The organism is Zhongshania sp. R06B22 (genome assembly GCF_040892595.1).
Classification (GTDB): Bacteria; Pseudomonadota; Gammaproteobacteria; order Pseudomonadales; family Spongiibacteraceae; genus Spongiibacter; species Spongiibacter arctica.
In genome coordinates this window covers 1,476,906-1,491,048 of the sequence record NZ_JBFRYB010000001.1, presented here as the reverse complement: position 1 = coordinate 1,491,048, position 14,143 = coordinate 1,476,906, and the positions used below count along the sequence as shown (strand labels likewise).

Here is a 14,143-nt window from a genome sequence, read left to right as displayed (position 1 = left end):
TTCCCCAATTAACTCCAAATAGCCCCTATAGGCGTATCTGCTGTCAGATTCGTTGCACACTGGGCTTGAAGTAGCTCGGCGCAGGCTAAAGCATCGGTCAAAGCATTATGTTGTCGATAGTAAGGCAAGTGATAGCGAGTGCGACTGTCGGTCAGGCGAATGGATTCCGATTGCCGGGCCAGTAGACTGCGCCAAAAAATTTTACGAATAGAGCGAGTGAAGCGCGCCTCGAGAGCCATGGTATCGATAACTGGGAATTCGATGCCCTCGTGAATATGACGTTTAAGCGCCGCATTTAAAAACCGTTGCTCTATAGGGCTGTGATGGGCGACTACAATCTTACCCTGTAAACACCCTAGCAACTTATCGATTAAGCTAGAAAAATCAGGAGCATCAGCCACAGCCGAATGGGTAATACCGTGAACGACAACAGAGCTTGAATGCAAGCGTGTTTCTGGCTTTATGATCCAGTGTCTAGCGGCATTGCAACGTATGCGACTGATACTCATGGGCACTAAACCAATACTGACAATGCTGTCTTGATTTGGGTCCAAACCGGTAGTTTCAAAATCTAGGGCCACCATAGGCACCTCGCTAATTAGCGTTGAGGGTGGAACTACGCCCTGCTGATAAAACGCTTTTAAGGCAGGATATTTACTCGTTTTAGCCAGTAATGCAAAACGACTTGACCAGTCCAGCTGTTTGCCTTGCAATATGGCGTCGCCCTGAGCAGCAAACTGTTTTTTGGCAAGATAAAACATATGTGCTCCTCAGTTTACCCTGCCGAGTTGATATCTGAATTTCATAAAGCGCTGAGCGCTACTTAATATTTGAAATGCTTCTTTAAGATTTTTGCGCTCAAAATCTGACAAATTCTCTGGCTCAATATTATTGTCCGGCTCTCGCTTTAATTCAACATCTACGGCTTGATCACGGATCCTGACCATAGCAATAAATTCGAGTGCATCGCGTAAATCCAGCCCTCTGCCAGGCGGCAATATCCCCGCCTCAATAATATCTTCCAAGCGGTCAAAGGTATTTCGCGCAGACGATCCCACTGCCAATGCATGTAGACGCACAAGGTCGGCGATCGGGGCGGTGCCCCGGCGCTTCATGTTGATAGAGTTAGTGTGGCGGCCGTCTGTTTCCATCACAAAATCTTTAAAAAATCCCAGGGGCGGGGTTCTGAGCAAGGCATTACGTGCCATACATGCTAAGAATCGCGGATTTTTTTGTGCCTTTTGGCGGATAAACCGATTAAGTTGTTCCGCCCATTTGGTCTGACCCCACACGCCTTCTAGGTCGAAGAATATTGAGCTGTGCAATAATGACTCGGCGCTAGGTTGCTCTATCCACTGACTAAAATATTGCTGCCAAACAGCCAATGGTTGTCGCCACTGAATGTTGCTCGCCATTATATTTCCCGTGCAATAGCTATAACCACAAAGCGCTAGACCGTCACTGACAAAGGCGGCCAAGGTCCTAAAATAGTCGTCGTGCAACTTGGGCTCAAAGCTGTCATCTAAAATAATGGCATTATCCTGATCGGTCACTATCAGTTGTTCGCCTCGCGCCATTGAACCTAACGCTAAAAAACAATATGGCACTGGGGGCGGCCCCAATCGTGCCTCGCCAAGCTCACACAAGCGCTGCTTAAAACTACGCCCCACGACAGCCATCGCACTGCCAATCATTTGCGAGTTGGCGTCTTGGTGCACCATGCGTGTAAAACAGCCTTGCACTTCCTGAGTAAGCGCCGCTAACTCATCGACGCTTTGGGCGCTAAAAATACTCCTTACCACGAATAGGCTATTCTGCGATTCGTAACGTAAAATATCGAGGTGACTAATAAGACCGATAGGCACTTGTTTCTTCAGCACAGGTAGGTGCTGCACATTGTGTTTTAGCATCAGCATCATCGCTTCAAACACAAACTGATTACTCTGCACATAAATCAGTTCAGACGTCATAACATCCGCCACCGGAATATCACTACTTAATCCCTGTGCAACCATGCGCTCACGAATATCCAAGTCAGTAATAATGCCGATAACTGGAGCTTCTTGGTCTGTCTGATCTTGTTCGGAACGAATGATTAATAATGAGGAGACGTTTTCCTCGGTCATGCGAATGGCGGCTTGATGCACCGTGGTGGTGGAGTATACGGTGACGGGTATGGCGGTGATTAAAGTGGCCACTTTAGCCGTTAGCAAGTTATTATCGTCTTCCCGCTTGAGCATGGATTGGCGTAAACGGGTTTGATCTTCCACTTCGACAAAATCTGCAAAATGCTCGAAATTATCGAATAAATAATTAAAGGTTTCCTCGCCGATAAGGTACACGAGGGTATCTTCAAGAGCGGTAACGGGGAAACGAACTGGGCGATTAAGCATTAAACTTTGTTCGCCAAAAAATTCGCCCGCTTTCAGGCGATTATATAATTGTCCGTCTCGGCGAAATACTTCTACCGCGCCGCTGCGGATGACGTACCACTGATGATTATCTTGCCCTAAAGGCAATATATCCGACTTCGCTCGGTAATAAGCGACTTCAATATTATTGGCAACCTCGCCCAGCACTTTGTCAGGTAAAGTCGAAAATGGTGGGTGACGCCGAAAAAAATCCAACACTTCGGATTGATCAGCCTGCATTATTCAGCTCCCTACTTTACTAGTTTGGCTCGCCTCAAAGCATTATGGCTTCAAGGCGAGCGCACGCCAAGTCGCTGGCTATCTAGGCTCTGACATCAAACCTTTGACCGTGGAAAACGCGGCTACCAACAGCACCAAGGTAAATGGCAAGCCAGTAGATATCGCCATCGCTTGTAAGGCAACTAAGCCGCCACCCACAATCAGAGATACCGCAACCAGACCTTCAAATACGCACCAGAAGACTCGTTGTGGGGTTGGCGATTCAACCTTGCCGCCCGCGGAAATCACATCAATGACCAGCGATCCGGAATCAGATGAGGTCACAAAAAATACGATCACCAGCACAATGGCAATGAACGAGGTGATACTGGACAAGGGCAGCGCTTCAAGCATTGTAAACAGCTGCAAAGGCAAATCAGTCTCAACTACCTTCTGAAAACCGTCTACCACCACTTGTTTTATCGCTGTACCGCCAAACACGGTCATCCAAAATACACAGGCGACCGAGGGTATCAACAATACTGAAATAATAAATTCACGTACTGTGCGACCACGAGACACCCGGGCAATGAACATGCCCACAAAAGGACTCCAAGATATCCACCACGCCCAGTAAAATGCAGTCCAACCGGAGGCAAAATTACTATCTTCACGTCCCACAGGGTTCGCTAATTCTGGCAAATAACGGAAATAGGCTACGATGTTTTCAAAGAAACCTGTCGCGATAGCGAGGGTCGGGCCTACGATCACTACAAAGAACAGTAGCAGCAGTGCAAGAATCATATTGATTTCAGATAATTTTTTGACCCCCGCATCCAAGCCCCTTACCACTGAGATCAGCGCTAAAGAGGTGATCCCAATCACTAACAAGATCTGGGTCGTTTCCCCTAGAGCAATACCAAACAGATGGTGCAAGCCGGCAGCAGCTTGAGATGCACCCAAACCCAAGGAGGTAGCCAAACCAAACAAGGTTGCCAACACCGCCAAAATATCGATGATATGACCAGGCCAGCCCCATACTCGCTCACCCAAAATCGGATAAAATACGGAGCGAATAGTCAGGGGTAAACCTTTGTTAAAAGAAAACAAAGCCAAACCCAATGCCATCACTGCGTAAATCGCCCAGGGATGTAATGCCCAGTGATAAATAGTGGCGGCCATTGCCAAGCGTTCTGCTGACTCCGCATTCCCTGCGGCGCCACTCAGTGGAGCCCAATCAGTGCGCATACCGCTTTCGCCTGCCGTACCGGCAAAAGAGGTCGTAAAATGTGTCAGTGGCTCCGAGACGCCATAGAACATTAATCCGATGCCCATACCTGCGGCAAACAACATCGAAAACCAGCCTAAATAACTGTAATCCGGAGTCGCCTCAGTACCGCCTAAGCGCACTCGCCCTAAAGGGGAAACCACAAGACCTAAGCAGATCAGCACAAATACGTTTGCCGCACTAATAAAAAACCAGTCCAAATTAGTGGTTAACCAGTTTTTTACCCCATTAAACATGGGCTCGGCTTGTTCCTGGAAAAATAGAGTAAGAGCAACAAAGGCAATTACCATAAGTGCTGAGATAGCAAAAACTCTATTGTGTATATCTAAACCAAAAGGGCCGAGATTAACTAGAATATTGTCTTGGCCTACTTGATAGTCGGTATCAATCGCGTTGACCCTTCCATCAGGAACCATAGGATCCTTATTATCTGTCATCAGATTGTCCTTACTGTGTTTGTTTTAAAACGTGTGACGCTTTTTTAGCCTAGAAGTAATAACCGATATTGATATTAAAGCGCTGCTCATACTCGCTGCTATCACCGGCTGCACTGCCACCTACAAACGGCTGGTTTTTGGCATGTACCCAGTCAAAATAGGTAAACAGTCCGCCTGCTGCTACCGACACCCCAGTCACGTTCATGACCGTATCGGCACTGCTGTCTGACTTGTCGTAAACGATGCCGTAGTTATTATAAAATTGCAGCCCTGTTACCGGACCAAAGTTCACAGCCAAGTCGTAAGCTAAGTTCGCCGTAGATGAGGTGGCCTCAGCGGCAATAGAGTCATAGAAAGAGTAGGCGCCTACGGCGATACGATCGACCTGAGCAATGTCGTAGCTATACTCGCTATGTTGCAACTGCAAATGCCAATTTTGATATTGGCTATTGCTATGCAGTGCCCAGGCTTGATAATCACCAACGCGCCTATCGCCGTCGTGAATGCCCGCACTTAATGCTGATATCCCTACTTCAGTGGACAGTTCTCCCTGCTCAAAATGATAGGCAAGGCGACCACTAAAAGTATTGTATTCACCTAAGGGCTGCGCTGGCTCATCATAAATTCCATCACCTGGCGCCCGACTACCAACAATATCGTAGGAATAACGGTCAGAACGATTATCCACATAACCATCTACGCCGCCTAACTCATCGTTTTTAAAGAACGCTAAATCCAACTGCCAGCTATCAGCGACACTACGTTTAAAGACGACACCCAAATCAAAGTCATCTTCCAAACCGAGATAGTAATTAGTACTAAAAAAGTAGTTTTGCGAATTATATGGGCTATTACCAAATGGCACTTTAGTAATACCCGCCTGCACTTCCCAATTCTGGCTGAATTGATAGCCAACATAGGCGTATTTAATCGCCCTCATATAATCGAAGAATCGAATCTCTCCATTGAGCGAGACGTCGCCTATTTCACCTCGAACATTTATGCGAAAGATATCAAAATCAAAGTCCCCACCACGATCTTTATTACCCTCGCTATAGGAGGTGTAATTGTAATTACTGCGAATTGCGCCGCCTATGGTAATACCGTCTTCAGACTCGACATCGACTGGCTCGGCCTCAGCGACTTTCTGCGCAGTTAGGGTTTGAGTATTTACCGCTACTTCTGAGGTTGTTTCATTTGCTTGCTCTTCAATCTCCACCAGCTTGGCTTGCAATGCCGAGATTTGAGCCTTGAGCTTGGCAAGCTCCGCTGCTGAAACTTCTATAGTTTGTGCATATATCGGACTGGCAAATGTACTTGCGAGCGCAATTGACAGCAAAAGATGCTTAGTCATAGTAATTTCCTGTGATAACAATTCGATTGACTCAATGAGTCAGGCGCAACTTATTGGAAGCAGTTGGCGATGTACTGGCGAAATAAATCCATCTTTTTAGTCTAATCAACTATCGGCAAAGTACTTTCAAAAACACCTTACTGCATACCTGTAAACACGCGATTAAGTCGCTATTAAAAAAGATAGACACTTACTTTTTTGGCGAGAAAGAGCTAAAACTGAATTATACTAGCCCTAGGTATAAGCACTAGTGCCGCTGACCTAGCAATGAGCAAAAATAGCTTAACCATGAGCTCTGCTGATACAGCTTTGCAAGGTTCTCTAAAATCGTGCCTTACCTTGACCTACTAGGTGGCTATGAGGGATTTAATATGAATGGACAAGCAGTCTAACACAAAAACCGCGCCGATAACGGTTTACTCCAAACCCGGGACATCAGACCCTTTGTTATTATATTTATAGCACTGGAAATAACTGGATTATTCACACTATTAAGTCGTCATCCAGCAGCTTGATAAGTAAAATTTATTGATTTAAACCATCTTTTACGAATAAAACACACAACAAATCCGGATGCAAATACTTTACTTATCTCAAGATATTTTTATATAAACTACACTATTAATTTTCAACTTACTCTCCGCCTACACTTAACTGCGTATTATTATTTTAAAAATTTAACTTAAATGCAAGATATTAAACCAATATGGAACTCTGGAAACCAGGACGCCAACAAACCGAGGCCTAGTGACTATCATCCCCGACGAGCATGTAGCCAGATAAAACACCATAAAAAAACGCACGAAAGGTGCGCAATGTAACTAGGATGGGAGATGCCTAACTCTATATGTTTTGATCCCCCGCCCATCATCGGTAGAATAATACGATCTAAAAATCGATCTTAATCTTAGCACCATATAAGCGCGGCGGTGCTAATGCAGCCGACACCCCGAAGTCATTCTCAACCATCGCCACGTAATAATCCTCATCTTTAATGTTATTTACATAAGCCGTTAAGGTTATACCTTTGGGCTCATACATCCAGCTCATCCGGGCACCATAAAGCTCGTATTGGGCCTGTTCCGCATGAGGCGTATTTGACGCTGTATAGTAAAAGCTGTCTTTAAACGCATAATCGACCGCCAGCTCAATATAGCCGAAATCGCCTAACTCAATACCTTGATTAATCGCAATATTGGAACTGAAGGTCGGCGTCCGCGGCACATCATTGCCAGTAAAATCTCTTTCAGCCAGTAATGTTAAGGCCCCAGGCCCATATGCCAATCCTGTATCTTCGTCATAGCCTCGCCCGTCTTTGAAATCAGAAAATTCAGCTTCTATATACGATGCGCCGCCAGAAACAACTAAACCTGGGTTTAAATTGGCCATCGGCTGGAACAGTAAGTCCACCTCCACGCCTTTTGTCGTGGATTCCTTGGCATTAAAATAATTAACTACCCCGCCGGATGTCAGACCAACAAACGCCGAAATAGGGTTCTTGGTAATCGTATTAAAGACAGCGCCGTTTAGACGCAGCGTGCTATCCAGCAGATCAGATTTAAAGCCAATCTCCAGTGACGTTGTTTCAGACTTATCGACCTCATCAGGCTCCGAAAAGAAATTGAGGATATTGTATGTCTGGCTCTTAAAGCCCTTTGCTATAGAAGAGTAAACCTGTACATCATCACTGGCAAACCATTGTAAGGCGACTCGCGGTGCGACAGAAACATCTTCGAGTTCGGGCTTATTGAACGTACCAACTCGAATATTTCGACTTCGATCATCACTATCAAAATACTCCTCCGTTGGCGTTCCAAAAATAGGATTTACAATATCAAAATAACTATTAATTAGACCACGCGTTTCCTCTTGATAGCGCGCCCCCAGCGTAAGATTCAAACTGGGTGTCAGTGAATATGTCGCCTCGGCGAATATGGAGTCGGAATCGATGGTTATCTTTCCGCCCGCCTCTAAATATACGGAAGTGTTGGTGACGGGTGATAGCAAGTCATTTAACAAATCTCCCACTGATCCAGCAAAACCAGTAACAAGTCCGCTAGCGAGCTCAGGTGAGAGTTCAAAGAAAATACGCTCAAAACCACCACCGCCTTCCAAATGGTAATATCCAGCTACCCATGTAAGCTTGTCGGACATCCAGCTATTTTCTGTAGAGCTAAGCTGGAATTCATACGTTTTCTGAAAAACAGGTTCGTTGTAAGTAAAAAAGCTAACCTTATTTAAGCTGGTGCCGTCGTAATCTGTGGTGGTGCGATCATAAGTTAAAGACTCTTGATCGGAATACACAAACTTAAGCGCTACGGCATCAAATTCCCACTCAAATATCAAGCCATAAAGCTCAGCATCTGTGCGCATTTGCCCTTCTTTGTCGTTTTCCACTAAGCGACTCGGTTGCTGGGCCTGAGCACCGATAGAAAGGCCGGCGGGACGAATATTAACTTTTTTATCCGCATCGGCTAACTGAACGTCTGTTTTTTGAGCAATACCGGTAATACGAATATTGTCACCGAAATCTTGGATCAATTTAACTCGATAGCTCTCAGAAAAATCTTCTTTGTCTCCGTGCTGTACTACGCCATTCACCGCGCGCACGTTTATATTGTCGCGTTGATCCTTATAATAAGAAAAGCTCACGCCTGTGCTATTTGTCAGTGCCGCAGCAAAATAACCTTGCGCATGCCGGTCATCGTAATTCCCAGCACCATAATTAATAAAACCTTCATAGCCTTCCGCCGGTAGCGATTTTGAAATAATATTGATGGCGCCGCCAGTCGCGCTTCTTCCGTATAAAGTGCCCTGAGGGCCTTTCAAGACCTCAATACGCTCAACGGGACCTACTGCATCGGATTTGCCATGAGCAGACGCAATGTTAATACCGTCTACGTAAGAAGCGATACTCGGCTCGGAGTTAGGTAGAAATGATTCGCTACCTACCCCACGCAAATAAATCACTGTATATCCGTACTGCTGAGTGAACGTAAGACCCGGAATGATTTTCTCTAAGTCAGCCGTTTGTTCAATACCAAACGCTTCCAATTTTTCACTTCCCAAGGCAGCCATCGTAATCGGAACATCTTGAGAGTTCTCCTCCCTCTTTTGCGCAGTAACCACAACCTCTTCTAACATTCGATTTCTATTGTTAGGTTCAGCGAAGGACGAGATGCTGGCAAGACCAGATGCCCCAAGTATTACTGCGCAGGATATACTTTTAGAAAAATTACTATATGTCTCTTTCATTCATTTTATCCTTATTTTAATTATCCCAATCACATACCAATAAATAGGCATGTGTTTTTAAATTGACCACTATCCATATCAGTTTTCGGAGACAACAAAAACCAAAGCACATAAATTTTATTATGGTCATTAGGCGACCCACACTTCATGGTCAAAAAATCAAAACCCATGCCTCAGCAAGACCCTTAGTCTCAACTACCAGATACTATCTAAATAGACACGCGGGCAAACCATCACATCAAGTAGCACCTACTCCCCCCTATTACTAATAGGTTAGTGGTCAAGAAAAACCGCTAAAGTAGACTGATATTTACTTCCGGAGAGAATGTCATGTCGACAGTACATAACAAAAAAATTGTTCTTAATAAAAGACCCGACGGAAATGTCAGCCCTGATTGTTGGAAGCTCATTCAAGAAGATATGGATGTAGACCTAAAGCCTGGCGAGTTTATTGTTAAAGTGATGTATATTTCAGTTGACCCTGCAATGAGAGGATGGATCAATGATGTAGAGTCCTACATGCCAGCTGTCCAAATTGATGAAACTATGCGTGCCTTAGGCTTGGCAGAGGTGATTGAGTCGAAGAATGACTCTTTCGCCAAGAACGACATATTATCTGGTATGTTTGGGGTTCAAAAATTCTGTAAACTCAATAGCGCCTATGCAATCGAAAAAATTGATATAACTAAGCCTTCAAATGTAGATAAATCGATGTACCTCAGCATTCTTGGCATGCCGGGAATGACTGCGTACTTCGGTTTAATGGATGTAGCCAAAATTCAATCTGGCGACACGGTTCTAATTTCTGGCGCAGCAGGTGCTGTTGGCAGCATCGCAGGGCAAATCGCCAAAATAAAGGGATGTAATGTCGTAGGCATCGCAGGCGGCGAGCTAAAATGCCGATACCTGGTAGAGGAACTTGGATTTGATAGCGCAATAGACTACAAAAATGTAAAAGACCTAAATAACGCCATAGCATCGAGCTGCCCTAACGGTGTTGATGTCTTTTTTGACAATGTCGGGGGGGCGGCACTTGACGCAGCGCTAAATCATATAAATCCCAAGGCCAGAGTCACCATATGTGGAGCGATATCACAATATAATGCCTCAGGCTTAAACATAAGGGCCGAAATTGATTACATTCCGATCCTGTTTAAAAGTGCTCGGCTGGAAGGTTTTGTAGTACTAGACTACTACTCACGCTACCACGAGGGAGTAAGTCAGCTCAGCGAATGGATCCAGCAAGGAAAAATAAAATCTAAAGAGGATATTCGCCAAGGTATTGATCACTTCGGTGAATACTTCAAATTACTTTTTGATGGGGGCAACTTCGGAAAATTGATCTTAGAGCCCTAACAAACCTGTTCCCCGCCTAGCATGACCAGCTGCGGGGAATTTAGAATATCACTCCAGTTTTAGCCCCACTGAAAAGGATCGAATTTTACGCTACTTCGATACTACAGGAAGAATTCCGCCCCTAGCTCACTTAGTACTCGATCTGGTCTTTCGCCTAGCGATATCATTTCAATAAAAATCTGTCATAGTGCTCACCGGAGCAATATGAGTTCATTTAACGGTGAGCGACAACTGAAGAGTATTCATGCTAGCAGCAGGAACAAAACCCAGACTGCTTGCCGAAATCCAATTATGACGCAGAAAATTATTCAGAGCGGGCTCAGGGCCAGAATATCCAGAAAAAGTAAAATTACTGGAGTTCCCGGCACTGTATCCAGCGCCGGAAGCCTGCCTACAGTTTCTATAGTAAGAGGCAGCGGATTAAATGGCAGAACTATACTAGGTTGATCTGATCCTTCACTGCCCGACAACGAAATAATATCAACTGGCAATACGGTTAATCCTGAAAAGCCACCACCTAAGTCTGAAAGTCCACCTAAAGCTACCAAGGACTCAATTGGAGGAGCATTCAAATTTGCTATTCCGCTGAGGCCCGAACTTAAATTAGCTGACTGAGTAAGCACATCAATTACCGACGCTAGCGGGCCTGCCATACTTAGATTACAAATTGATGCCAGGAATGCGGCTAGAGCAATTTTTATTGTATTTTCTATCATCATTATATCCCCTAAAGTCACTGCTTTTATAAAAATGTAGCGATGTAACTCCACTACATTCATGATTTTAAAATGATCATTAACAGCTATAGATATTGATCATATTTTTTTACTATCCAGCTATTTTGAAATTATTCACTAGCAGCCGCTAGATGGTCACATAGCTCGAATCTGTCTTCATATAGATTTTTGAAAAACTGTCGTACTATATGGTTACTACGTTAAGGGCTCCATCTACCGGCAACACAACTCCGTTTATAAAAGAACCCGCTTCGCTGGCTAAAAGAATGACGGGACCGTTGAGCTCATCCAGATTTCCCAAGCGTTTTGCTGGCATTCTAGCGATATACTCTTGGCCTTCCTTGGAATCAAAAAACTCTTTACTCATCTCCGTTTCAAACCAACCAGGGGCGAGAGCATTGACACGAATATTATATTTAGTTAAGTCGAGTGCCATACCGCGAGTTAGCTGAGCAACTGCCCCTTTCGATGCACAATAGATTGATTGACCTGGTTTAACACCCAGTGCTAGAACAGAAGAAATATTTATTATTGAACCCGACTTTTCCGCTTCAATCATGCGTCTCGCGCCCTCTTGAGCGACATTCCAGACACCGTTGAAATTTGTATCCATAACAGAATTACGACTTTCTTCATCAATTTTAAGGAAGCTGCCGGGAGCCGCTATACCAGCATTATTGACAATAGTATCAATGACACCGACCTGTTCATTCACGCGATCAAAACCCGCGTTAACGCTATTTCTGTCACTGACATCCATTCTGACGGTTATCACTTTACCGCCGCTTGACTCAATTTCTTTTCGGAGATCGTCTAACTTCTCGACACGTCGTGCTGCGGCAACAATCACTGCTCCAGCGGCAGAAAGCCCTTTTGCTAAAGAGTATCCTATCCCAGATGACGCACCGGTAATTAGCACAAGCTTTCCGCTGATAGAAAATAAGTCATTGGTCATAATATTGCCTTATACTAGAATCCACATAATTTTCATGATCTTATATCTTGATAACACCACTCATCTGCAGCGCCTAACACTGACTAAGTAGAAACAGATCTGCGCGGCGGTCTTAAGGACGTTAAATTCAATGGGAATCGTTGCAAACCAAATAGGGTACTGTCTCTTTCTAGCGCTCTTCTTAAGGTCTCTTCTACGCTGTAAAAAGCAATTTCATCCCACGGGATATCTTTAGGGTCGAAAAGGCGCGCCTCAAGACACTCACTTGCCACTTCAAAATTTGCTGACATCATGTCTGCGCGGAAAAAAACATGAACTTGGTTTGCAGCAGTCACATTTGTTACAGATAGTATTTGACCAAGTTTTATTTTTACTCTGACCTCTTCCCAAGCCTCTCTCTGCGCACACTGTTCAACAGTTTCACCACTTTCCACGTAGCCGCCGGGAGCCGTCCAGCAACCATAGCCCGGTTCAATGGCTCGGCGACACAGGAGCACCCTACCTTTCCAAAAAGGTATACAACCTGCAACAACGACTGGATTTCTGTAGTAGACCTTGTCACAGGAGTTACACGTATGACGCGGCAAAGTGTCATTCTCCGGGGTTTTTAAGCTCACCGACGAACCACAGAATTGACAATATTTCATAGCAACACCTCCAGCAAGTTCAGACAATAAAGCGCCCTCTGCCTACTTCGCTCTCAGCGCTGGGAGCACCTTAGCCATAAATAACTCGATAGTATGAATAGCGACCTGCTGAGTATTACCGCCGAATTTTACGCAGATATTCTGCTCATAATTACCAATAATGCTTCGGCGACGCTCAACTCGTTCGATGATTTGCTCAGGAGTACCGTACAAATTACAGTCTATATACGCATCCATGAGTGTATCGAAATTGGTCTTCTCGTATATATCGATATCATCGCCATAAGATTTATAAACTTTACTGTTTTTAAAGTGATCGCCAGCTAACTCATAATGATCCATCACTGACGCGAAATACCCACCAATATGCGCTTTAGCTAATTTCCTTGCCTCCGCAGCATCTTCATGACACACAACAAAATCGCAAAGACGCGGTGGCTTAGGTTCATCGTCATGGTATTTACGATACTCAGTGTTATACATATCGATAGAGTCCTTAAGCTTCTCGTCAGTTTTATTAGAGAAGAGGATCATCTGCGCGCCAAGTTTGGCTACTTGCAAGACTGAGTCTGGCGACATGGCTACGGAGTAGAAACGGTCTTTCCAGGTAGAAATAGTCCGCGGACGTATCTCCACTCGGGATTGCTTGTAAAACTCTCCATCGCCTTCTACAAAGCCGCTTTCCAAGCCTCTAATAATCATTTCGGCCGATTCATCAAAGCGATCACGCGACTCTTCCATATTGATACCGAAACCTTGATACTCGCAACGCGCTAGCCCGCGACCCACACCTAGAATGGCTCGGCCATTACTCAAATGATCTAGGAAGTTGATCTTCTCGGCAACCCGAAGCGGGTCATTCCACGGTAGAATTACAGCACCGGTTGCAAGCTTTATTGTTGATGTTTTGCCGGCGAGGTAAGATAAAAATTGGGTATTGTCTGGACACGCTGAATAGTCAGTAAAATGGTGCTCCACCGGCCATATTTCGTCGAATCCCATTGGTTCTGCCATCTCGGCAATCGCAATTTCTTCTTGAACATGATCGACATCTGACATGCTACTGCCATAGTTCTGAAACATTATCTGTAAGCCAATTTTTTCCATTATAATTCTCCAATCTTAATGTTATTTTTTAAGTTCGATTTTTGCTCAAGCAATTTCCGGCAAATCAATAATCAGCCCAGACAGTTCCTCGGTCAGCTCGATCTGACATGCCAACCTGCTAGTAGGCCTAATCTCTGCCATCCCACCCTCCAATGTGCAGGCCTCAATGTCCTCCATTGGAGGTAACTTATCTAACCACTCCTTCCGCGGGTAACAATGACAAGTGCCACAGGCACACCCACCACCACACTGCGCCTCAATCTCTGCCACCATATAATCGCCGGCACACTCCATCAGAGTACGACCCGGCTGACATTCTGCGTCTATGACGCCACCATTAGCGGATACGAACTTCACTTTCACCATATTCACACCTA

The 14,143-nt window shown here is 44.9% G+C and carries 11 protein-coding genes; 1 reads left to right on the top strand and 10 read right to left on the bottom strand.

Annotated features, from left to right (window positions below):
* Nucleotides 1-8: 8 nt before the first annotated feature.
* The 5 genes from AB4875_RS06765 to AB4875_RS06745 all read right to left on the bottom strand — a co-directional run bounded on the left by AB4875_RS06765 (nt 9) and on the right by AB4875_RS06745 (nt 8,964).
* Nucleotides 9-761 (bottom strand): 3'-5' exonuclease, encoded by a 753-nt coding sequence (locus AB4875_RS06765; protein WP_368375292.1) that lies wholly within the window; start codon nt 759-761, stop codon nt 9-11.
* A 9-nt stretch (nt 762-770) separates the two neighbouring features.
* Nucleotides 771-2,651: a DUF294 nucleotidyltransferase-like domain-containing protein gene (locus AB4875_RS06760; RefSeq protein WP_368375291.1), complete on the bottom strand. Its 1,881-nt coding sequence runs from the start codon at nt 2,649-2,651 to the stop codon at nt 771-773.
* 78 nt (nt 2,652-2,729) lie between these two features.
* Nucleotides 2,730-4,355, bottom strand: a complete 1,626-nt coding sequence (locus tag AB4875_RS06755) for a BCCT family transporter (protein WP_368375290.1) — start codon at nt 4,353-4,355, stop codon at nt 2,730-2,732.
* Between the two features lie 49 nt (nt 4,356-4,404).
* Nucleotides 4,405-5,709, bottom strand: coding sequence for a porin (locus AB4875_RS06750; RefSeq protein WP_368375289.1), 1,305 nt, complete (start codon nt 5,707-5,709; stop codon nt 4,405-4,407).
* An 888-nt stretch (nt 5,710-6,597) separates the two neighbouring features.
* The gene (locus tag AB4875_RS06745) at nt 6,598-8,964 is read right to left on the bottom strand and encodes a TonB-dependent receptor (RefSeq protein WP_368375288.1); all 2,367 of its coding nucleotides are present in this window, start codon (nt 8,962-8,964) and stop codon (nt 6,598-6,600) included.
* A 330-nt stretch (nt 8,965-9,294) separates the two neighbouring features.
* Here AB4875_RS06745 and AB4875_RS06740 point away from each other — a divergent pair, with 330 nt between their 5' ends.
* Entirely contained in the window at nt 9,295-10,320 is a 1,026-nt protein-coding gene (locus tag AB4875_RS06740) for an NADP-dependent oxidoreductase (RefSeq protein WP_368375287.1), read from the top strand.
* A gap of 308 nt (nt 10,321-10,628) precedes the next feature.
* Here the strand turns inward: AB4875_RS06740 and AB4875_RS06735 are convergent, their stop codons facing one another.
* The 5 genes from AB4875_RS06735 to AB4875_RS06715 form a co-directional block, all read right to left on the bottom strand.
* Nucleotides 10,629-11,039: a hypothetical protein gene (locus tag AB4875_RS06735; protein WP_368375286.1), complete on the bottom strand. Its 411-nt coding sequence runs from the start codon at nt 11,037-11,039 to the stop codon at nt 10,629-10,631.
* Nucleotides 11,040-11,241: 202 nt separating this feature from the next.
* Nucleotides 11,242-12,012, bottom strand: a complete 771-nt coding sequence (locus AB4875_RS06730; protein WP_368375285.1) for an SDR family NAD(P)-dependent oxidoreductase — start codon at nt 12,010-12,012, stop codon at nt 11,242-11,244.
* Between the two features lie 83 nt (nt 12,013-12,095).
* Nucleotides 12,096-12,686, bottom strand: a complete 591-nt coding sequence (locus AB4875_RS06725; protein ID WP_368375284.1) for an NUDIX hydrolase — start codon at nt 12,684-12,686, stop codon at nt 12,096-12,098.
* 15 nt (nt 12,687-12,701) lie between these two features.
* Nucleotides 12,702-13,766 carry an LLM class flavin-dependent oxidoreductase gene (locus tag AB4875_RS06720; RefSeq protein WP_368375283.1) on the bottom strand — a complete coding sequence of 355 codons (1,065 nt, stop codon included), beginning with the start codon at nt 13,764-13,766 and terminating at the stop codon, nt 12,702-12,704.
* A gap of 45 nt (nt 13,767-13,811) precedes the next feature.
* Entirely contained in the window at nt 13,812-14,132 is a 321-nt protein-coding gene (locus AB4875_RS06715) for a 2Fe-2S iron-sulfur cluster-binding family protein (RefSeq protein WP_368375282.1), read from the bottom strand.
* Nucleotides 14,133-14,143: the final 11 nt, after the last annotated feature.

What these genes read in the sequence shown, in the direction of transcription:
- AB4875_RS06755 (WP_368375290.1), bottom strand. Translation starts at nt 4,355, where the DNA reads ATGACAGATAATAAGGATCCTATGGTTCCTGATGGAAGGGTCAACGCG.
- AB4875_RS06745 (WP_368375288.1), bottom strand. Translation starts at nt 8,964, where the DNA reads ATGAAAGAGACATATAGTAATTTTTCTAAAAGTATATCCTGCGCAGTA.
- AB4875_RS06765 (WP_368375292.1), bottom strand. Translation starts at nt 761, where the DNA reads ATGTTTTATCTTGCCAAAAAACAGTTTGCTGCTCAGGGCGACGCCATA.
- AB4875_RS06730 (WP_368375285.1), bottom strand. Translation starts at nt 12,012, where the DNA reads ATGACCAATGACTTATTTTCTATCAGCGGAAAGCTTGTGCTAATTACC.
- AB4875_RS06715 (WP_368375282.1), bottom strand. Translation starts at nt 14,132, where the DNA reads ATGGTGAAAGTGAAGTTCGTATCCGCTAATGGTGGCGTCATAGACGCA.
- AB4875_RS06760 (WP_368375291.1), bottom strand. Translation starts at nt 2,651, where the DNA reads ATGCAGGCTGATCAATCCGAAGTGTTGGATTTTTTTCGGCGTCACCCA.
- AB4875_RS06740 (WP_368375287.1), top strand. Translation starts at nt 9,295, where the DNA reads ATGTCGACAGTACATAACAAAAAAATTGTTCTTAATAAAAGACCCGAC.
- AB4875_RS06720 (WP_368375283.1), bottom strand. Translation starts at nt 13,766, where the DNA reads ATGGAAAAAATTGGCTTACAGATAATGTTTCAGAACTATGGCAGTAGC.
- AB4875_RS06750 (WP_368375289.1), bottom strand. Translation starts at nt 5,709, where the DNA reads ATGACTAAGCATCTTTTGCTGTCAATTGCGCTCGCAAGTACATTTGCC.
- AB4875_RS06735 (WP_368375286.1), bottom strand. Translation starts at nt 11,039, where the DNA reads ATGATGATAGAAAATACAATAAAAATTGCTCTAGCCGCATTCCTGGCA.